Origin of the sequence: Aestuariivivens insulae (genome assembly GCF_022662195.1) — a bacterium.
In the GTDB taxonomy this organism is placed as follows: Bacteria; Bacteroidota; Bacteroidia; order Flavobacteriales; family Flavobacteriaceae; genus Aestuariivivens; species Aestuariivivens insulae.
In genome coordinates, this window is record NZ_JAKMCS010000002.1 from 367,938 (window position 1) to 389,767 (window position 21,830).

At 35.4% G+C, this 21,830-nt stretch carries 21 protein-coding genes; 12 read left to right on the forward strand and 9 right to left on the reverse strand.

Annotation, left to right across the window (positions count from 1 at the left end; all coding sequences use genetic code 11):
* Window positions 1-62: 62 nt before the first annotated feature.
* The 4 genes from MR062_RS04200 to MR062_RS04215 all read right to left on the reverse strand — a co-directional run bounded on the left by MR062_RS04200 (window position 63) and on the right by MR062_RS04215 (window position 2,858).
* Window positions 63-410 (reverse strand): phage holin family protein, encoded by a 348-nt coding sequence (locus MR062_RS04200; protein WP_242202829.1) that lies wholly within the window; start codon window positions 408-410, stop codon window positions 63-65.
* Between the two features lie 6 nt (window positions 411-416).
* Entirely contained in the window at window positions 417-1,280 is an 864-nt protein-coding gene (locus MR062_RS04205) for a class I SAM-dependent methyltransferase (RefSeq protein WP_242202830.1), read from the reverse strand.
* 9 nt (window positions 1,281-1,289) lie between these two features.
* Entirely contained in the window at window positions 1,290-2,051 is a 762-nt protein-coding gene (locus MR062_RS04210) for an alpha/beta fold hydrolase (protein ID WP_242202831.1), read from the reverse strand.
* A 90-nt stretch (window positions 2,052-2,141) separates the two neighbouring features.
* Window positions 2,142-2,858: a pyridoxine 5'-phosphate synthase gene (locus MR062_RS04215; RefSeq protein WP_242202832.1), complete on the reverse strand. Its 717-nt coding sequence runs from the start codon at window positions 2,856-2,858 to the stop codon at window positions 2,142-2,144.
* 89 nt (window positions 2,859-2,947) lie between these two features.
* Between MR062_RS04215 and MR062_RS04220 the strand changes: the two genes are divergently transcribed.
* From MR062_RS04220 to murI, 8 genes are all read left to right on the forward strand, one after another.
* Window positions 2,948-3,607 (forward strand): CBS domain-containing protein, encoded by a 660-nt coding sequence (locus tag MR062_RS04220; protein ID WP_242202833.1) that lies wholly within the window; start codon window positions 2,948-2,950, stop codon window positions 3,605-3,607.
* A 6-nt stretch (window positions 3,608-3,613) separates the two neighbouring features.
* Window positions 3,614-4,498 carry an NAD kinase gene (locus tag MR062_RS04225; RefSeq protein WP_242202834.1) on the forward strand — a complete coding sequence of 295 codons (885 nt, stop codon included), beginning with the start codon at window positions 3,614-3,616 and terminating at the stop codon, window positions 4,496-4,498.
* A gap of 135 nt (window positions 4,499-4,633) precedes the next feature.
* Window positions 4,634-5,323, forward strand: coding sequence for a type IX secretion system protein PorG (gene porG / locus MR062_RS04230; protein WP_242202835.1), 690 nt, complete (start codon window positions 4,634-4,636; stop codon window positions 5,321-5,323).
* Complete coding sequence (locus MR062_RS04235; protein ID WP_242202836.1) at window positions 5,324-6,064, forward strand: isoprenyl transferase; 741 nt, start codon at window positions 5,324-5,326, stop codon at window positions 6,062-6,064.
* On the forward strand, window positions 5,997-8,681 hold the full coding sequence (bamA, locus tag MR062_RS04240) for an outer membrane protein assembly factor BamA (RefSeq protein ID WP_242202837.1): 2,685 nt from the start codon (window positions 5,997-5,999) through the stop codon (window positions 8,679-8,681). Before MR062_RS04235 ends, bamA begins: the two co-directional genes overlap by 68 nt.
* Before the next feature lie 324 nt (window positions 8,682-9,005).
* Window positions 9,006-10,034, forward strand: a complete 1,029-nt coding sequence (locus MR062_RS04245; RefSeq protein ID WP_242202838.1) for an OmpH family outer membrane protein — start codon at window positions 9,006-9,008, stop codon at window positions 10,032-10,034.
* Between the two features lie 34 nt (window positions 10,035-10,068).
* Window positions 10,069-10,575, forward strand: coding sequence for an OmpH family outer membrane protein (locus MR062_RS04250; RefSeq protein ID WP_242202839.1), 507 nt, complete (start codon window positions 10,069-10,071; stop codon window positions 10,573-10,575).
* A 107-nt stretch (window positions 10,576-10,682) separates the two neighbouring features.
* Complete coding sequence (gene murI, locus MR062_RS04255; protein WP_242202840.1) at window positions 10,683-11,462, forward strand: glutamate racemase; 780 nt, start codon at window positions 10,683-10,685, stop codon at window positions 11,460-11,462.
* A gap of 231 nt (window positions 11,463-11,693) precedes the next feature.
* Here the strand turns inward: murI and MR062_RS04260 are convergent, their stop codons facing one another.
* The 4 genes from MR062_RS04260 to MR062_RS04275 all read right to left on the reverse strand — a co-directional run bounded on the left by MR062_RS04260 (window position 11,694) and on the right by MR062_RS04275 (window position 16,060).
* The gene (locus MR062_RS04260) at window positions 11,694-12,209 is read right to left on the reverse strand and encodes a gamma carbonic anhydrase family protein (protein WP_242202841.1); all 516 of its coding nucleotides are present in this window, start codon (window positions 12,207-12,209) and stop codon (window positions 11,694-11,696) included.
* A 300-nt stretch (window positions 12,210-12,509) separates the two neighbouring features.
* Window positions 12,510-13,286: a LytR/AlgR family response regulator transcription factor gene (locus MR062_RS04265; protein ID WP_242202842.1), complete on the reverse strand. Its 777-nt coding sequence runs from the start codon at window positions 13,284-13,286 to the stop codon at window positions 12,510-12,512.
* Window positions 13,287-13,370: 84 nt separating this feature from the next.
* Entirely contained in the window at window positions 13,371-13,685 is a 315-nt protein-coding gene (locus tag MR062_RS04270; protein WP_242202843.1) for a GIY-YIG nuclease family protein, read from the reverse strand.
* A gap of 212 nt (window positions 13,686-13,897) precedes the next feature.
* Complete coding sequence (locus tag MR062_RS04275) at window positions 13,898-16,060, reverse strand: histidine kinase (RefSeq protein ID WP_242202844.1); 2,163 nt, start codon at window positions 16,058-16,060, stop codon at window positions 13,898-13,900.
* 216 nt (window positions 16,061-16,276) lie between these two features.
* Here MR062_RS04275 and MR062_RS04280 point away from each other — a divergent pair, with 216 nt between their 5' ends.
* Entirely contained in the window at window positions 16,277-16,999 is a 723-nt protein-coding gene (locus MR062_RS04280) for an SIMPL domain-containing protein (protein WP_242202845.1), read from the forward strand.
* 94 nt (window positions 17,000-17,093) lie between these two features.
* On the opposite strand, the gene MR062_RS04285 is transcribed toward MR062_RS04280, so the two are convergent.
* A complete protein-coding gene (locus tag MR062_RS04285) occupies window positions 17,094-18,101 on the reverse strand; it encodes a PorP/SprF family type IX secretion system membrane protein (RefSeq protein ID WP_242202846.1) in 1,008 nt (335 codons plus the stop codon).
* Window positions 18,102-18,261: 160 nt separating this feature from the next.
* Here MR062_RS04285 and MR062_RS04290 point away from each other — a divergent pair, with 160 nt between their 5' ends.
* The 3 genes from MR062_RS04290 (at window position 18,262) to MR062_RS04300 (ending at window position 21,815) form a co-directional block, all read left to right on the forward strand.
* Window positions 18,262-19,167, forward strand: a complete 906-nt coding sequence (locus MR062_RS04290; RefSeq protein ID WP_242202847.1) for a NifU family protein — start codon at window positions 18,262-18,264, stop codon at window positions 19,165-19,167.
* 186 nt (window positions 19,168-19,353) lie between these two features.
* Window positions 19,354-21,465, forward strand: a complete 2,112-nt coding sequence (locus MR062_RS04295) for a thioredoxin domain-containing protein (protein WP_449500924.1) — start codon at window positions 19,354-19,356, stop codon at window positions 21,463-21,465.
* Complete coding sequence (locus MR062_RS04300) at window positions 21,462-21,815, forward strand: DUF1304 domain-containing protein (RefSeq protein WP_242202848.1); 354 nt, start codon at window positions 21,462-21,464, stop codon at window positions 21,813-21,815. Before MR062_RS04295 ends, MR062_RS04300 begins: the two co-directional genes overlap by 4 nt.
* Window positions 21,816-21,830 lie beyond the last annotated feature (15 nt).

The window sequence follows — 21,830 nt, forward strand, 5'->3', positions numbered from 1 at the left end:
CGGGATGCAAAAGTATAACATTTTTTGCATCCCGACAAAGTTTTAATTGCTTGATTTTGAAGCTATTTTTTATCTTCTTTTAAAAGTGAATGAAGTATGGATTGCAGTATAGAAAGTAACACACTAAAAATTAATGCCCACCAAATATTAGTCACCGAAAACCCAGTGATTAAACTATCGGCCAATAAAATAATTAAGGCGTTAATGATAAGCAAAAACAAACCTAAGGTTACAATGGTAATGGGCAATGTAAAAATGATTAAAACAGGCTTTACCAATAAGTTTAAAACAGACAATACCACCGCAACAACAAAGGCTGTCATATAACCATCTACATATACACCCGACAAGGCATTGGCAAGTAAGACTACCGCAACGGCATTTAACAAAAGTTTAAGTATGAGTTTCATGATATTTTAATTTAAACGTTTAAAAATAACTATATCTTGGAATTCTTTCTTTGTCCCATCAAACATTTTACTTTTCCAAAAGCCATCTGTAATACTCAAGCATTCTAAGTTAGCCTTTTTAAGCATGCCTCTCAAGACATCTTTATGTATAGCAATATTACCAGATTTAACATTGCCATTCATCAATCTATACCCTTCTCTTTTGTATGGAAAGCTAAAATGTTCTCTTTTAGCTATATCATCTTCATCATCCGAATCATATAGGAAAAACGTAGAAAAACACAACCCTTCTGGCTTCACAACCCTTGCTATTTCAGAAAAATAATGTTGAATTTCATCTAACTGCATATGTGTAAATAACGAAATTGAGAACACCTTATCAAAACTATTATTGGCATAAGGAAATTCAAATTCTGTTGCCTTTAACTTAGAGGTATTATACAAATCATTAAAAAGAGGCACATATTTGAACTTAAAATTGGAAAAATCCTTACCTATACCTTTATTACACCAATTTACACCTTGTTCAACAACATCAAATCCATCATAACTCCCATCTGAATTAAGGTAGCTTGTTAGAGCTATAGCTGTTCTGCCTACTCCACTACCTATATCTAAAATTTTATCATTTGGCAATAGATCTATTTCTTCTTTCAGTAAATTTAACTGGAACAGACCTTGCTTGATATATTCTTTTGAACCTATTGAAGACCCTGTATAAATCATTCCTCTAGATGGTACATATTTATGTCTTCTAGACAAAACCTTATCAAAAAAATCTATTGGAAAATAATATAATCTTCGTAAAAAAAACCTTTGCTTTACAGATAAACCATACCAAATATTTCTTAACCTATTTGTTTTCTTCATATAATAATTTTATACAAACTTGATAACTTCATCAAAAAAATCTTCTGGATTTTCGGCATGCAACCAATGCCCAGAATTAGCAATGGTTACAATTTTAGCATTTGGAAAATGATTGGTAATGATACTTTCATCATCAACACCTATATATTCTGATCGATCACCCCGCAAAAACAAAGTTTCCTTTTCAAAAACAGCAAATGCAGGTAAAGCTTCACCTATCTCGCTAACCTCACGCTTTAAAACGTCTAGGTTAATACGCAACCCTAAACGCCCTTTTTCTACCCAATACAAGTTTTTTAGTAAAAACTGCCTCGTCCCAAATTCGGAAACATAGTTACTTAAAATGTTATCGGCTTCACCCCTGCTTTTTACTTCATCGAAATTTAATGCCGAAAGGCCTTCCAGAATCATATCGTGGTGTACTGGATAAAATCGCGGAGATATATCGGCCACCAATAATTTTGAAACTATTTCTGGGTATAAGGCTGAAAACAACATGGCTGTTTTTCCACCCATGGAGTGTCCCAATAAAATAATGTCTTTTAATTGATAGTGTTCGCAATAGGTTTTTAAATCTTCAGCAAGGAGCTCGTAATTAAAATCATTGCTCCAAAAACTTCTACCATGGTTTCTTTGGTCCACCAAATGCACCTGAAACCCTTGATCGCCAAACTGTTTCCCAAGTGTTTTCCAATTATCGTTCATCCCCAAAAACCCATGCAGAATTATAAATGGTTTTCCCTCGCCTATAATATTTGAATGTAAAAGCATCTACCCACTTCGTGGCAAAAGCTCTCGAAGCCACGTTAATTTAAATATTATTCAAAAGGGAGACTTCGAGAGCTTTTGTCTCCAAACAATTTAACCTTTAAGTTTATGCAGGTACATTTGCACCACGTTTTCAATACCCAAATATAAACTTTCGGCTATTAAAGCATGGCCTATAGAGACTTCCAATAGATTTGGCACCTCCTTCTTAAAAAATTCAATGTTATCTAACGACAGGTCATGCCCAGCGTTAACCCCTAAACCTAAATTACTGGCCAATGCCGCACATGCTGCATAAGGTGCTACAGCTTGTTTGTTTCCTAAACTATATTGGTGCGCGAAAGCTTCGGTATACAACTCAACCCTATCGGTTCCTGTAGCCTTAGCGCCTTCAACTTGCGACATAACAGGGTCTACAAAAATAGAGGTTCTAATACCATTATTCTGAAACTCTTTAATCACATCTACTAAAAAATCTTTATGTTTAATGGTATCCCAACCAGCATTAGAGGTTATGGCATCAACGGCATCTGGAACCAAAGTCACTTGAGTAGGTTTTACCTCAAGAACCAAATTAATAAACGATTCAATAGGATTACCCTCAATATTATATTCTGTATAGACCTCTGGTTTTAAATCGCGGGCGTCCTGATAACGGATATGACGCTCGTCTGGCCTAGGATGAATGGTAACCCCCTCTGCCCCAAAACGTTGAACATCCTTGGCAAACTGAACCACATTAGGCACATCGCCACCTCTGGAATTACGCAACGTGGCTATCTTATTAATATTTACACTTAACTTTGTCATGTAATAAGTTTAAAAGGCAAAAATACAAAGTAGAAAAGGCATTAATACTATTTTTTTAATTAATTTGCATAAGCATAAACCCCACTTAGGTGAAACTTTCAGAATTAGTAATAAACGACATCGAACCAGTTAACAGCTCTGGTAAAATTGGCGACTTACAACAGTTGTTTAATCAGCTAACCTATTCGCATATCCCTATTGTAGACAACAATCATGTTTTTTTGGGCAGTTTGTTCGAGACCGATGTGCATTGTTTCGACAGCAGTAAATCCATAAGCGATTACACTTATGCTTTCGAAGATTTTTATGTTAAGAATACCACGCTATGGCTGGACGTTCTTGAAGCTTTTGCCAGAAACTCCAGTAACATTATGCCTGTCTTAGACGAAAAAAACAATTATTTGGGGTATTACGAGCTTAATGATGTGATAAGCCTATTTGGGGAATCTCCTTTTTTTATAGATGCTGGTGGCATTATAGTTGTTGAAAAAGGCATTAACGATTATTCATTTAGTGAAATTAGCCAAATTGTAGAATCTAATGGCGGCAAATTATTGGGGGCATTTATTTCAAAAACAAAAAACGATGTGGCACAGGTAACCCTTAAAATTGGCAATGCATCCTTAAGCGATATTTTACAAACATTTAGAAGATACAGTTATAATGTTGTATCGGGACACGAAGATGATAGTTATAACCAAACGCTCAAGGATCGATCGGACTACTTGAACAAATATTTAAACATGTAATGCATTATGAAGATTGCTGTTTTTGGACGCTTTTACAATAAAACAACAAGTGCTTCGGTACTAACGCTTTTTAATTATCTACTTAAAAAAAATATTGACGCCTATATTGAAACCGAATTCTATGACCTTATAAAAAACAATTCTACCATAATTAAGGATTTTGAATCTTTCAAGACCTTTGACACCTTAGACAATTCGTTCGATCTGTTTGTAAGCGTTGGTGGCGATGGCACTATTTTAAGAGCCATTACCTTTCTTAAAAACATGAACATTCCAATAATAGGCATTAATACTGGACGCTTAGGTTTTTTGGCTACGATTCAAGACGACGAGATAGAGCATGCCATACAAGACATTATTGATGGTAACTATAAAATTTCTGAACGCAGCCTACTGTCTGTTGAAACATCCCCCACAAACAGTAGTGTTTCATCGCTTAACTTTGCATTAAACGAGATTACCGTTAGTAGAAAAAATACGGCCTCTATGATTACCGTCGAAACCCTTTTAGATGGAGAATACCTAACTTCCTATTGGAGTGACGGCCTAATTATTTCAACCCCTACTGGTTCTACTGGTTATTCCTTAAGTTGTGGTGGCCCGGTAATTACCCCAGGTGCCAATAGTTTTGTCTTAACCCCCATTGCACCCCATAATTTAGGGGTTCGTCCGTTGGTTATTCCAGACTCAACACAAATTCAATTAAAAGTAGATGGCAGGGAAGCACAACATTTAATATCATTGGACTCCAGGATAGCTACACTCGACAACGGCACCATAATAACCATTAAAAAGGCCAGTTTTAAGATTAAAATGATAGATCTTTTAAACGAAAGCTTTTTGGTGACCCTTCGAAAAAAACTACTTTGGGGTGAAGATAAGCGCAACTAAACCTTCCAAAGTGATTATGGGGCCTTCCCTCTTCTAAACAATATTTTAATGCAATTGCAGTTTTAAACAATACTAATGAGTTCAAATTATTATGGGCTCGTCTTATTTATTATATTTGCAAACTTTTGAATCTTTATGAGATATATAATCGTATTGACATTAAGCATTTTAAGCATCCATTTAAGCCACTCCCAAATTAATGAAGTAGGTCTTTTTTTAGGTGGCAGCAATTTTATTGGCGATATTGGCGCTACAAATTATATAGCTCCAAATCAGCTTGCCTTTGGTGGCGTTTACAAATGGAACCGAAGCGCTAGACACTCATGGAGAGTCTCCCTTATTTTTTCAGAACTTGAAGGGATTGACACCAATTCGAACGACCCAAGACGTATACAAAGGGGATACGAATTCAAAAATGACATTATAGAATTATCTGCCGGCATGGAGTTTTCGTTCTTCGATTTCGATCTTCATACCGGAAAAAAGTTAACCACTCCCTATTTATATAGTGGTATAAGTGTAGCCCATCACGATGATTATTATTTCCTAAATGGTTCACAAACACAAGAGAACACCTCAAATTGGACCTTTGGCATCCCTATGGCTTTAGGTTTAAAAACGACCGTTTTAGATAATTTTATTTTAAGTTTGGAGGTTGGTGCCAGATATACATTTTCAGACGGTTTGGATGGCAGTGTCCCCAATGACAAAAACCTACAGCAATACCGCTTTGGAAATATTAATAATTACGATTGGTATGTGTTTTCGGGTATTACACTAACCTATACCTTTGGATTAAACCCATGTTACTGCCCAGAAAATTAAATGAATGTAATTAAAGACATAAAAAGTAAAGCATTACCCAAACATGTGGCCATCATCATGGATGGCAACGGCAGATGGGCCAAAAAAAAAGGTATGCTACGTACCTTTGGACATGAAAATGGAGCCAAAGCTGTTAAGCAAGTTGTTGAAGCTTCGGCAGAATTAGGCATAGAAAACCTAACCCTTTATGCTTTTTCTACAGAAAACTGGAAAAGACCTAAATTGGAAGTGCAAACCCTAATGAAACTTTTGGTTTCTTCACTTAAAAAAGAAATCAAAACTTTACAGGATAATAACATTAAACTTTCCGCTATAGGCAACTTAAAAAGTCTCCCTACTAAGGTCTATAATGAGTTATTCGATGTTATAAACACCACAAAAACTAACAATCGAATGACCTTAACCCTTGCATTAAGCTACGGTTCTAGGGAAGAATTGCTAAACACTGTTAAAGAAATTAGCATTAAAGTTAAAAATAATATAATTTCGCCCGAAAAAATTGATGAATCGATTATAAATGAGCATCTTTACACGCAAAATTTACCAGACGTAGATTTACTTATAAGAACCAGTGGGGAAAAACGTATAAGTAACTTTTTACTATGGCAAATTGCTTATGCCGAATTGTATTTCACCAATACGCTTTGGCCAGATTTTACAAAGCAACATTTGTATGAATCTATTATTGAATATCAAAAAAGAGAACGACGATTTGGGAAAACAAGTGAACAACTCAGCTAAGCGTTTATACCTAGCTGCTTTTATTAAATCTTGCACATTAGCATTAGTTATCATTGCTAGTTTTAACTGCCTACAAGCTCAAAACACATCATACAACGACGGCAAAAAATACATTTTGGGAGACATTTCTGTCTCTGGAAATTCTTCGTTTAGCGAGCAAACCATTGTCTCATATTCTGGTTTAAGAAAAGGCAAGGAAATAACCATTCCCGGTGAAGATATTGCCAATGCCATTAAGAAATTATGGGGTTCCAAACTGTTCAGTGATATAGAAATTTATTTAACTAAGGTAGAAGGCAACACCGCTTATTTACAAATAAAACTATCTGATTTACCACAACTCAATGAGATAAAAGTTAATGGAGTAAAAAAAGGTAAAGTTGAGGGTATCATTAAGGATAATAAGTTAAACAAGGGGGTAAAAGTTACCGAAAACCTTATTAAAACTACCGAAAACTTTCTAGAGACCAAATATAAAAAAGATGGTTTTTTAAACACTAAAGTACATATTAATACCATAGAGGTTAAGGATTCCTTAAAAACGGCCCGTGTTAATATGGTATTGAACATAGACAAAGGCGAAAAGGTTAAGATTAAGGATATAGTATTTAATGGCAATGAAGTTTTAAGCGACAAGAAGCTTAGAAAAGCCATGAAGAGCACCAAAAAAATTAATCGTTTACGCATTCTTAAACGCTCAAAATATATTGACTCGGCTTACCATGCCGATTTAGGCCATGTAATAGATAAGTATAAGGAAAATGGCTATAGAGATGCCCGTATTATTTCGGATAGTTTAATTATAAACGACGATAAAACCATTTCACTTCAAATTAAAGTTAATGAAGGTGAGCAATACACTTTTGGTGATATTAAATTTATTGGAAATACCGTTTACAGCGACCAATACCTTAATAGAATCCTACGTATAAAAAAGGGAGACACCTATAACGGTATTTTATTGGAAGAAAGAATAGCAGATCCTTCCAAACCAGATGCGATCGACATCACTAACCAGTATCAAAATAATGGGTATTTGTTTTCTACCATAGACCCTGTTGAAGTTAGTGCCGACAACAACGTTATTGATATGGAAATTAGAATTATTGAAGGTAAACCTGCATATTTTAACAATGTTAGTGTTTCCGGAAACGATAAAACCAACGACCATGTAATTTACCGTGAAATGCGCACACGCCCTGGACAGCTTTATAGCAAAGCCAATGTGGTGCGTACCATAAGGGAATTGGGACAATTAGGCTTTTTTGATGCTCAGGAATTGACACCAGACATCAAAAACCCTAATCCTAATGAAGGCACCGTAGATATTGAATATAAGGTAAAAGAAGCGGGATCGAGCCAAATTGAATTGCAAGGTGGTTACGGTGGCGGTGGCTTTATAGGTACTTTAGGATTGTCGTTCAACAATTTTGCCATTAAGGATATTTTTAATAAAAAAGCCTATAAGCCTATCCCAATGGGAGATGGCCAAAAGTTAGCCTTACGTTTACAAGCCAGTCGTTTTTACCAAACCTATAGCTTTTCATTTTCAGAGCCTTGGATGGGTGGTAAACGTCCTGTACAATTTTCGGTATCACTGTCGCATACCAAACAATTTCAATATAATTATTTAACAAGAAGAGCTGATAAAAGTCAAAACTTTAACATTACAGGGATTACTGTTGGATTGGCAAAACGACTAACGGTTCCAGACGATTACTTTACATTATCCCAAGCTATTAGCTTCCAACGCTACGATTTGAATAATTACAATACGGGTCTATTTACCTTTGGAAATGGTTATTCCAACAATTTATCCTATACCATAGGACTAAGCAGAAATGATACGCGCATTGACCCTATTTATCCTACTGGAGGTTCTAGCTTTGGAGTTACCGCAAAACTATCCTTACCATATTCTTTATTTAATGGAGTAGATTACAAACAATTATCCGAAGACTACAATGCAGCCATTGAAACACGTAACAATGCAAGTAGCACCACAGATTCAGATTATATTGAAGCCAGTAAAGAAATTAGTGAAATAGACCAAGAACGCTACAAATGGTTAGAATTCTATAAGATAAGCTTCAAAGGAGAATGGTATACCCAACTTGCCAAAGATTTGGTATTAAGACCAAGTATGGAGTTTGGGTTTTTAGGGGCTTACAATAATGATAGAGGTATTATTCCTTTTGAGCGCTTTTTCTTGGGAGGTGATGGTTTAGGAGGCTATAGTTTAGATGGCCGTGAAACTATTGCTTTACGTGGTTATCCAAACCAATCTGTTGTACCTATAGACAGAAACGGAAGACCCTTAAACGATGGCGCTTCAATTTACAACAAATTTTCCCTTGAATTACGTTATCCTATAACATTAGGGGCTTCGGCAAAAATTTATGGCTTGGCCTTCTTAGAAGGTGGTGCTTCCTATAATAGTTTTAGGGATTATAATCCATTCAATATTAAACGTTCTGCTGGTTTAGGAGTAAGAATCTTTATGCCTGCATTTGGTTTATTAGGTATTGATTTTGGACATGGTTTCGACACCATTCCTGGAGATACAGGAAACAAACACGGTTGGGAAACACACTTTATAATTGGTCAACAGTTTTAAATGAACATTTAATTTTGGCACGATATTTTCTAATATCTGTATAATGATTTGAATTTAAATGAAACGAACATTAAGAAATTTTGAAAATAACTTAGTAAAAGAAATAATAAAATTTCTTAATGAGAGAATGAGTGAAACAAGTGGTAACATACGTTCTTAATTTTATAATTAATATCATGATTTAATTATTAAAATTTAAACGTGTGAAATTTTTAAGGTTAAAATTCGTTAATTTTGAAATAGGCAATCTAAAATTTTTAATACCATTGAAAATGTTTATTTTGCGGATAACATCCAACAGCTAAAAATTAATGAATTAATCAGATGAAAAATAAAGTTCTTTTTTTATTGACATTCGTATTCTTGTTCTGCTTATCATTGCAAGCGCAAAGAGGTGTAAGGATTGGATATATAGATACCGAGTATATTTTAGAGAATGTACCGGAATACCAGGAAGCCACATCGCAATTAGAAAACAAAGCGCAGAGATGGAAGAGTGAAATTGATGAGCGATTAAGTGAACTGGACCAAAAACGTACTACCTTGAGTAATGAAAAGGCTTTACTAACTAAAGAGCTTATCGATGAGCGTGAGGAAGATTTGTATTACGAAGAAAAGGAAATCTTAGACTATCAGCAAAAGCGATTTGGGCCCAACGGCGATTTGTTCATTCAGAAAAAACAGTTGATGCAGCCCATACAAGATCAAATTTTTGCAGCAGTACAAGATGTAGCAACTGGCAGAAAATACGATTTCATTTTCGATAAATCGGCAGATGTGGTCATGTTATATTCAAACAAAACCTACGATTTAAGCGAACAAATATTACGGGCCATAACACGATCATCCAAACGCAGACAAGTCTCGTCAAAAGCCGAACGTAAAGCGGCCGAAGAGGAAGAATTGGTTCCAGAAATAAATTACGAACTAGAAGAACGTGAAAAGGCTTTAGAGGCCAAAAAAGCCGAGCGTGAAAGTGCCATAGAAAAAAGAAGGCAAGAGATTTTAGCTGCCCGTGAGGCCAAAAAGAAAGCGGCTGAAGAACGCAAACAAAAAATATTGGATGAACGCGCAAAAGCAAGACAGGAAAAACTAGGTACAGAAGAAAAAGGCATAGAAACAAACGATAGTAATGTTTCTGAAGAAAGTAAAAAGGAAACTAGTAAAGACTCAACAAAAACAGAGGCTCCAAAAACCAGAGCTGAGATTATTGAAGAAAATAGACAAAAAAAATTAAGGGACAGAGAAGCCCGGAAAAAAGAATTAGAAGAACGAAAAAAGAAAATATTAGAAGAGCGCCAAAAAGCAATTGAAGAACGGAAAAAAGCTAAGGACTCTCTAAATAACAATTAACAATTTATAACACATTTAATACTTTTTAAAAAAAATGAAACACTTAAAAACTATTTTATTAGCGACGGCATTATGTTTAGGAACGGTTAGTTTTACACAGGCCCAAAGTAAGGTTGCACATATAAATACGCAAGAATTGATTCAAGCCATGCCCGAAATGAAAGCAGCACAATCTGAATTGGAAACATTGGGCAAAACCTACCAAGCCGATATGCAAGCTTCTATTACCGAGTACCAAAATACGGTAAAGCAATATGAAGCTGAAGCGGCAACAAAAACCGACGAAGAAAACCAAAAAAGAGGCATTGAGCTTCAAGAAAAACAACAGCGCATCCAACAATTCCAAGCAGATGCTCAACAAGATTTACAGAAAAAAGAATTCGATTTATTAAAACCTATCACCGAAAAAGCTAAAACGGCGATCTTAAAAGTAGCAAGAGCTCAAGGGTTCGACTACGTATTGGATTCTTCTCAAAGTATGGTAATCATGTCTGATGGTAAAAACTTATTGGATGATGTTAAAAAAGAATTGGGCATTTAATTGTCTTTCTGAAAGTCTCACTGAACAAATAAAGGTGAAGACAGAATTTATTTATAATATAATTGAAAAGCTACTTTTAATAAAGTAGCTTTTTTATTTTTGTAAACATGAGCAAACACCCTATTGGCATTTTCGATTCTGGAGTTGGAGGCACATCCATTTGGAAGGAAATCCACCAACTTCTACCTTACGAAAACACCATCTATCTTGCCGATAGTGCTAATGCACCCTACGGCATAAAGAGTAAACAAACCATAATTGATTTGAGTGTTAAAAACACCCAATTTCTTTTAGAGAAAAACAGCAAACTCATTGTGGTGGCTTGTAACACGGCAACAACCAATGCCATAGATTACCTCAGGCAAACTTTTGATGTCCCTTTTATAGGTATTGAACCAGCCATTAAACCGGCGGCTTTACAAACCAAAACACAAACTGTTGGCATATTAGCTACCAAAGGCACTTTAAGCAGCTCGTTATTTTCTAAAACCTCAACCTTATTTGCCAGCAATATTAAAGTAGTGGAACAAATTGGTGACGGCATCGTAGAACTTATTGAACAAGGCAAACTATATTCTAACGAGATGGTTTCCCTTTTAAAGTTGTACTTAAAACCAATGCTGGATGCCAATATAGATTATCTGGTTTTAGGCTGCACACACTACCGCTATTTAATGCCATTGCTTTTGGACCTACTCCCCAAACATGTAAAGATTATAGATTCTGGCGAAGCTGTAGCACGACAGACCAAAGCGGTTTTAGAGCAGCATCAATTACTCAATTCTTTAAAAGTAAAGGCACAACTTCATTTTTTTACTAATGGCAACCCAGAGGTAATGGAATCGCTTTTGGAAAATAATTATAAGGTTGATTTTTTAAATTTCTAATTTTGCATGAATCTTGGACAATAAACCAAGTAATACACTAAAAGTCAATACTCTAAAACATTCTGAAATGTCATTGCGAGCCTGCCTGTCGGTAGGCAGATATAACAAAGCAATTTGTTTGTTTTATTGTCGGGATTACTTCATCGTTCTCATTTCGACAAGCTCAATGCAACACCTCGTAATGACGCAAACTTTTTTTGTTATATACGCTTAAATTCAGGTTAATCTAACTTATTCCTTAAACCATCCAGAGTACTTAATATAGTTATTGGCAATTCTATCAATCTCTCCTGAAATCAATTCAAGAGAAATATCCTTTACTTTCTTAGCAGGAACTCCAGCATAAATACTTCCGGCTTCAACGTGTGTGTTCTGGGTCACTACAGCTCCTGCGGCTATAATGCTATTACTTTCTACCTCGCAATCGTCCATAATAATACTGCCCATACCTACTAGTACATTGTCGTGTATGGTACAGCCATGTACAATGGCATTATGCCCTATAGAGACATTATTTCCTATAGTAGTTGGTGACTTTTGATAAGTGGCATGTATTACAGCCCCATCCTGTATATTGACCTTGTTTCCTATTTTTATGTAATGCACATCACCCCGCACCACGGCATTAAACCACACACTACATTGGTTACCCATAACAACATCGCCTACAATGGTTGCATTTTCAGCTATATAACAATCCTCAGGTATTTGAGGGGATTTTCCGTTTACTGGTTTTATTATTGGCATAATTATAATTAATAATGAATAATTGTAAATTAATAATGTTTTTTATTGAGTTTCTTATTACTATTTAAAAAAAGCTAGAATAGTTGAAGGTTCTATTTGAAAGATTACTTCACTCCCTCACTCCTCTTCTTCTCATTTAAACCCTGTTTGCCTCTTTATTTTAAAGTTGTTTTAAATTAATTTGTCACTGCGGGGAGAGACATAGGAACGACGTGGCAATCTCATTAATATCAATAAACAGATTTTACTTCAGTCGTACTCATTTCGACAAGCTCAATGCAACGCTTCGTAATGACCTAACTATTTAAAATAAGCTAGCAATTCCGATTTTCTGGAGGCCGATACCATAATTTCCTTTCCATTACTTAACACAACACTCCCCCCTTTACCCTTTTGATATTTGATAATCTCATTTACATTAACCAAATACGATTTATGTATACGTGCAAAGCTAGCATTAGTGAGGGCTTCTTCAAAATATTTCAGGGTTTTACTAACCAGTTTCTTTCTATTGCCTGCCCGTCCCTGTCCGTCCGACTGGCGGGCAGCGTTCGGGTTCTTTAAAAAGATTTCGGTATAATTATCATCAGCCTTACAATATAAAATGGCCGATGTTTCAATAACCTCAAAACCATCCAATAACGGAATGGTAATTTTACCATTAACAGTATTCGTCTTTGGAACCAATACTTGGTTTTGCAAGGCTTCTTCTTTATCTTTTATTTCGGCAACATAATCAACGGCCTTAATCAATTCGTCTATAGAAATGGGTTTCATTAAGTAGTAAGATGCATGGGCATTCAAAGCCTCAATAGCATAATGGTTATAGGCCGTTACAAAAATAGTTTCGAAATTAATATCGCCTACTTTTTCCAATAAATCGAAGGCATTACCATAGGGCATTTCTACATCTAAAAACACCAAATCCAAATCGTTGTTTCGTATTAAGACCAAAGCCTCGTCTACATTTGAAGCTTCACCTAAAACAGACACATTAGGACAATACTTTTTAAGGTAATTCCTTAAAATATCCCTACTGGTTTCTTCGTCTTCTACAATAATGGCCTTTAGTTTCATATGCTTTAATTACACGTTAGTATTAAAATAAAAGTAGTATGTCGGTCGAGTTCTTCGATTTGCCCCAGCACTGCTTGTCGAGGACTAACCTCGTTTATCTGGATGTCCATATTCCGAATAATTTTTTGAAAACTCAACCAAATCTTCCCAATTCCCATTAATTAGAGCCTTCTTCTTTTTATGAGACCATCCTTTAATTTGTTTTTCAATTTTAATTGCTTCCATCGGATTTGTACATTGTAAATACCACTTAAGTTCAATTGGCCTACGTGAAAACGTATAACCATCTGCTTTATAACCACACTGATGCTGATTAACCCTTCTTTCCAAATCATTAGTCATTCCTGTATAATAAGTATTATCTGAACAAAGTAATATATATACGTAGTAAAATTTCATTTTAATCTAATATGCTTCGACAAGCTCAGCATGACATCAGGCTATTTAATTGCCCTTTTTAAGTTCATTTTTAATTATTACAGCCAATTGTCAAATCAAAATCAATATGTCAGTCCGAGCTTGTCGAGGACCAACCTTATCTATCTTGCTTTTTATTATGCTTCCGCAAGCTCGTCATGACAACATCTTCTTAATATCTATGTCTCTAATTGTTAATCCTTTTTCAAGGTCACGACCACTTGCGTTCCCTTATCTTCTTCATCTTGAAAGTCACTCACCAATACATCAACTCTATCTTTATACATTTCATTTAAAATAGCAACACGCTTCTTTATATTACCCATACCTTTTGAGTTTTGTTTTTGTTGGTTTTTGGTTTTTAAGGACTTGGATTTTTGTCTACCAATACCATCATCGGTAATGGTAATCTTTATTTCATCTGCATTAGATTGTGTAATGGAAATATTTAAATGCCCTTTTGCTTTTTTATATCTAAGGCCATGCCACACTGCGTTTTCAACGTATGGTTGCAATAACATTGGAGGTATTACAAAATCATCTACTTTAATATTCTCATCAACGTTTATGGAATAATCAAATTTATCCTGGAACCTAAAATGTTCTAGTTTGGTATATAACTGGAGTAATTCAATTTCTTTTTCCAGAGGTATAAAATCTTCTTCGCTGTTTTCTAAAACGGCACGCATTAACAAAGAAAAATCGGTTAAATATTTATTAGCCGTTCGCTCGTCGTTAGACGCAATAAAGCTGTTTACGGAGTTTAGGGCATTAAATATAAAGTGTGGATTCATTTGACTGCGCAAACTTTTTAACGCCAATAAATTATTGGCCAATCGCTGTTGCTTGATATTTTTAAACATTAAAGAAGCAGTAAGCAACAATAGTAATACACCACCTATAAGTGAATAAATAATCAATTTTTGCCGCTTGGATTGTTCAATTGAAAGCTGATATTTACTTTCGGAAAGGGCGCGACTACTTTCTAGGCTTAAGATACGATTTTGCTTTGCGCTAAGATCCCTTCTAATGCGTTCGGCTTGTGATATCTCCTGCTCCCTTTTAGCATAAACCTGGTCTACCAAGTCAACATACTCCTGATATTTGGATAAGGCCTTATCATAATCGCCTGCATCTTTAAATACTTCTGAAAGTTTTCTGGTCGCATCCTTTTTTACGATTAAATCGGCCTTATGGTCTGCTTCTTCGATACTCTTTTCTAAATAGGGTATTGCTTTGTTATAATCGCCTTGCAACGCATAAGCCGTCCCTATTTTATAGTTTTGCTTTTGTGGTGTTAGAGCACTTTCATTACTAAAAGCAGAGTCTTGCTCTATTTCGCTAATATCGTTTAAAGCCTCTTTACGCAGGGAAATTTCACTTGAAAAATCATTGACTTCATTTTCAAAATCGGCTACTTTTAATTTTTCTTCAACTGCCCGCTTTTTGTTCACTGTATTGGCCAATTTAAGCGACTTATTAAAGTAGCCTCTTGCGGCCTTATCTTCTCCTTTAGCGCTATAGACCTCTGCTATTTTAGAGTTTAAATCGGTGGTTTTTGGTTTAATAGCGTATTTTTCGGCAGTGTCCAACCCTACTTTATAGGCACTAATTGCGGCATCAAAATCTTGGGTTAGATGGTATACATCTCCTAAGCCTTCATATAAAGTCACTAATTGCCAATGGGACAATTCACTTTTATCAATACGGTTATAGGTTTGCAAACTTTCAGGGTAGTTCTTATTGAGCTTATAGGCTTGGGCCAACTTTAATGTGGTTTCATTAGTTTTTACACTTTGAAGGCTTATTTTATAATTAGAAACCGCCAAGTCGTATTGTTTCCAATGCATATTAATATCGCCCAAAACCTCATAGATTTCACTATTTTCTTTAACCGACTTACTTACAGCAAGAGCATCGGTTATAAACTGAATACTTTTTTGGGCATCGGTTTTTAAATAGGCTTCCGCAGAATCGACAAGCGCATTGAATGTTGGCTTATTGGTTAGTTTCTTTTTGTCTGAGATGTATTGAACCTCATCTTGACTAGGTTCTACTTGAACTTCAATACGCTCGTTACTTTGTATGATATAATAGATGGTTTGAAATTCGTCATGGCTTATCGTTAATTCATCGCCTTTGCTCGCTTCAATTCTAAAATCCCCAAAAGCATTGGTTGTAGTATAGGCCCCTCCATTAACACTAATATTGACATTTGGGATAGGGTTTCTTGTATCCTTCTCTATAACCGTGCCCCGCACCGTAAACCTTGGTTTAACGCCATTAAAATCCCTGTCCTGAGCATTAATGGTAACTACCCCCAGAATAAGCCATAACCACAATATGTGTTTTTTCAATAGCTCCATATATGATTTTATCATGCTAAACTTACGCACTTTACTTCGTATAATAAAATGGAGACCATGCAAAAAATGCCACATTTCGCTCCAAAAAGCTGGGTTGGCTAATTCTAATGGGCTATTTACGCATTACAACATACCGCTCACGCATTATTACTTTTACATTAAAAACTTTAAACTTAGTTTTATGCCATTATTAAAAAAGAAAAATCTATGAAAACAAAACTTAAAACCCTATTACTATTCATTACAGTTACGTCTTATACTTTTGCGCAACAGAGCGGAAAAAACTTTATAGACCAGCCTTATATTGAAGTTACGGGAACTGTTGAAACCGAAATTATACCAAACGAAATTTATTTAAACATTGTTTTAAATGAAAACAATACTAAAGGAAAGAAAAGTGTAGAAGAAATGGAAAACCAAATGATCGCTACATTAAAATCGCTGAAAATAGATTTGGAAAAAGATTTTGCCATTCAGGATTTTAATGGCTATTTCAAAAGAAAATTTTTGGGTGAAAATGAGGTTACAAAAACCAAACGTTATGAACTTATAGTCCATGACGGTAAAACCCTTGGCAAAGTCTATCAAGCATTGGACAGCCTCAATATTTCTAATATATCGATTACTAAAATCGACCATTCAGATATTGAAAACATAACAAGGGAGACTAAACTTAAAGCATTAAAAGCCGCCAAAGCAAAAGCTAACGATTATGCGCAAGCCATTGACCAAACTATTGGAAAGGCTATTTTTATTCAAGAAGTTAATTCTAATAATTTAAATGGATTATATGGTAGCGCCAATGGGTTTGCGATAAGAGGGATTAGTAACAATTATAAATCTAGCGCACTACAAGATAAAATCCAAGATCTAAATTTTAAGAATATAACGGTTAGCGCTTCCGTATTGGCGAGGTTTACTATTAATTAGTAAATTCTTTTGGTATTCTTATTAAAAAACTACTCCCCTTTAAGGGGAGTATGTCATTAAGAAACGAATGGTTTAAAAGCTTAAACAGGGGCTTTTAATTCACTGCTGGGCAATTACATTCGTAACGTTCTCTCTTACAGTTAAAATTATAACCTAATGTAATTTGGTGAAACCCGCCATTGGTGTATACCAACGCATTTGCTTGGTAAGTGTAATTATAAGCAAACATAAATTGGTTATAATTAACACCCAAGATTGGAGAAATCAATTGCAATTTTTGACTGCTAACTCCAGAACCATCTCTATATTCTGCTCCGTCAAAACTTCTTCGGTAAGATAATCCCCCCCAGACTTTCCCAAATTCCGTTTGCTTGTAAGCTTTGGCATTAAAATCTATAGACGCTTCTTGAGTTCCATCTTTATATTGAAACATTATAGAGGGTTCATAACTCCATTCACTACCCAACTTTCCAAAAACACCTCCTACCGACAGTAAATAACGTCTTAAATTACTCGTGATTTCAATATCATTATTAATTCCAGAGTTTTTCAAAAGGTTCTTAACAGTAGCATGAGCATAAAAATCCAGATAATGGTAAGAGAACCCAAAATCGATGTTTAAATTAGTTTGGCTTTCTACTCCATAACCATTTATAAATAAAGAATCAAATCCTTCATTAATAAATGTCGTTGCATCTAACTTGTATTGTATAAATCCAACACTCAATCCAAAGGAAAGCATATTTAAATCAATCTCATTTCTGGAAAACATTAAATGGTGTGCATAGGTCGCATAGGCTCCTGTTTGGGAATGGTAACCGTTTTTATCGGTATATAAAATACCACCTATTCCAGATGGTGAATCGCCTATTCTACCATTTAAACTTAATGTTAAAAGTTTAGGAGCATCTTCATGCCCAAACCATTGCTGCCGTCCGGTAAGTCTAACCTTGGAACAGTTAGCTGCACCTGCCATAGACGGATGAATAAGATAATAGTTGTCTGTTAAATAATCGGTGTATACTGGTAATCCTTCCTGGGAAGTGCTAACATGGCTAACTAACAAGCCTATTGCAAGTACTAATACATATTTTAATTTCATAAATAGTTTATCAAGGCTGGTTTAGTTTATATAAACGTTTTGATGATTAAAAAATTACATGAAAATCACTCAAATTCAACCAATAAATTCAAGGCAACAAAACTCAAATATATGGATATCTATAGTTTTCTTTTAGTATTTTTGTAAAAAAATAGCTAAAATGAACACTTTCAAGGTTTCCGTGCAAGAAACAAGCAATACAGCCATAGTTAAATTTGAGGTAAATCAGTTTATAACAAAGCACCAAAGCTTTGAATTTAATAATATAGACGAGGCTAAAACATCGCCCTTAGCCCAGCAATTATTTTATCTGCCTTTTGTTAAGAAAGTTTACGTTTCCGGCAATTTTATTGCTGTAGAACGCTACAATATTGTGGAATGGAATGATGTACAGGATGAAGTCGCCCAACAAATTGAAGCCTATTTAAACGATGGCGGTATCGTTGTTGAAGAAACCGATAACACACCCAAAAAAGTACCTGTAACAGTTTATGCCGAAAGTACTCCTAACCCTTCGGTAATGAAATTTGTTGCCAACAAAAAAATTGTAACTTCCCTGTTTGAGTTTACTTCAATAGACGAAGCCAAGCTATCACCTTTAGCAACAGAATTATTCCACTTCCCATTTGTACAGCGTGTATTTATTGAAGAAAACTATGTATCTGTTACCAAATACGACATGGCAGAATGGGAAAATATTACCCTTGAGCTACGTGAATTTATTAAGAATTTTATTGAAGCAGGTAAAACTGTAGTGTTGCCCGAAGCCGAAGAGACCCTTCAAAAGTCCACCAATCAATTAGATGCCCAGTTTGAAGCCTTAGACGATACCTCCAAAGAAATAGTAAACATTCTAGAAGAATATGTGAAACCGGCTGTAGCTAGCGATGGAGGCAATATTCAATTTATATCCTACGATGGAGAAAGAAAAAGTGTAAGTGTTCTTCTTCAAGGGGCCTGTAGTGGTTGCCCATCATCTACGTTTACCTTAAAAAATGGTATCGAGAATATGCTAAAACAAATGCTGCCAGGAAAAGTAGAAATGGTAGATGCCATCAATGGCTAATTTGATGTTGTTTTTATTTAATGTTATTGGGCTAAAGTTCAAAATCAAATAGCTCACCAAACTTAGAACGAGCCAAAAAATCACATTTAAGGCAGTATATATTGCTTCAAATGGCCACAAAATAATTTATAGCGTTCAAGTTTCTTGAACGCTTTTTTATATCTTATATTTATGTTTTAAAAAACTATGAAGCACACACCTTATATTCTACTGCTTTTGTTAACCATTTTACTAAGCTGTAGAGGACAGAACCAGACCAACATGGAACACAAATACACCAATGCCCTTGTAAACGAAACAAGCCCGTACCTTTTGCAACATGCGCACAACCCTGTTGATTGGAACCCTTGGAATGAAGAAACCCTTAACAAGGCCAAGTCTGAAAACAAACTGCTGCTCATTAGTATTGGGTATGCTGCATGCCATTGGTGCCATGTGATGGAGCATGAGAGCTTTGAAGACAGCCTTGTGGCCCAGGTCATGAACAAAAATTTTATAAACATAAAAGTAGATCGCGAAGAACGCCCCGATGTAGATCAAGTTTATATGAATGCCGTGCAGCTTATGACAGGTAGTGGCGGCTGGCCCTTAAATGCCATAGCCTTACCCGATGGTAGGCCAGTTTGGGGTGGCACCTATTTTAAGAAAGAGCAATGGATAAACGCCCTTGAACAAATTTCGAAGCTCTACCAAGAAAAACCAGAAAAGTTACATGAGTATGCCGATAAACTGGAAGAAGGCATCAAATCGTTGGATGTGGTACAATTAAACACCAATGAACCTATTTTTGAAAAAAATTACATTGAAGATGCCGTAAAACATTGGTCCAAACAATTCGATCATAGCTTTGGGGGGCCTAATAGAGCTCCAAAATTTATGATGCCCAACAACTATCACTTTTTACTGCGATACGCATACCAAAATAATGACCAAGAGCTTATGGATTATGTTAACCTTACACTAACCAAAATAGCCTATGGCGGGGTTTTCGATCATGTTGGCGGTGGGTTTTCAAGATATTCGGTAGATAGCAAATGGCACGTGCCACACTTCGAAAAAATGCTCTACGACAACGCGCAATTGGTAAGCCTTTATGCCGATGCATACCTACTAACCAACAACGACTTGTATAAGGAAGTTATTACTAAAACATTAGATTATATAAAAGAAGAAATGACCAATAGCGAAGGTGCATTTTACTCTTCGCTTGATGCCGATAGCACTACCCCAGAAGGCAAATTGGAAGAAGGTGCTTTTTATGTTTGGAAAAAAGAAGCTTTAAAATCATTGCTAAAAGACGATTTCGAATTGTTTTCAGACTATTACAATATTAATGATTTTGGGTTTTGGGAACATGACAATTATGTTCTTATTAGAAAAGATAGCGATGAAAACATTATTGAAAAGTACGGTCTTTCCTTAGATGCTTTAAAAGAGAAAAAGCAAAACTGGAAAGCTATCCTAACAAAAGCAAGAAATACCAGGGCAAAACCAAGACTGGACGACAAAACCCTAACCTCATGGAATGCTTTAATGTTAAAAGGTTATGTTGATGCTTATCGTGTATTAGGGAATGAAGACTATCTTGCTTCAGCAGAAAAAAATGCCCATTTTATATTGAACAAACAATTACGTGAAGATGGCGGATTAAACCATAACTACAAAGAAGGGAAGAGTAGCATTAATGGTTATCTTGAAGACTATGCTGCTACTATCGATGCCTTTATAGCACTATATGAAGCTACCCTAAACCCCAAATGGCTCAATGCTTCAAGGGATTTCGCCAATTACGCTTTCGATCACTTTTTTGATGACAAAAGCAAATTGTTCTTTTTTACATCAAATAGTGATGCTTCCTTAGTTTCCAGAAGCATCGAATATCGTGACAATGTTATACCGGGCAGCAACTCTATTATGGCAAAAAACTTGTTTAAACTATCTCATTATTTCGATAACGAACACTATAGTAATACAGCCATGACCATGCTTAATAATGTAAAACCAGAAATGCAGGAGTATCCCTCTGGATATTCTAATTGGTTCGACTTAATGCTCAATTACACCAATCCATATTACGAGGTTGCCGTTGTAGGTAAAGATGCCAAAGAAAAAATTAAGGAATTTAGTAAAACTTATATTCCTAATAAATTAATTGCAGGAAGCACTAGCGATAGCAACATGCCTTTATTAGAAAACAGGTTTACTCCAGAGGACACCTATATATACGTTTGCGTTAACAAGGCTTGTAAACTGCCTGTCACTCAAGTGGAGCACGCCATCAATCTAATAAAAAAATGAGCACATTAAGTATCTTCTTAATCGCTTTGGTAGCCATTGAGCATATATACTTTTTAATTCTGGAAATGTTTCTTTGGACAAGCCCAAAAGGCATGAAAGTTTTTGGCTTAAAATCTAAGGCTTTTGCTGAAGACACTAAAGTACTGGCTGCCAATCAAGGACTATACAACGGCTTCTTAGCGGCCGGCTTATTGTTTTCTATTATCGAGAAAGATATAAAAATAGCATCTTTCTTTCTAATTTGTGTGACTATTGCTGGAATTTATGGGTCTTATTCAACAAAGAAAGTGAAACTATTTTATGTTCAGGCAATACCCGCCATCATGGCCTTAATAATTGCTTTAATTTAAAACTATTAATATAAA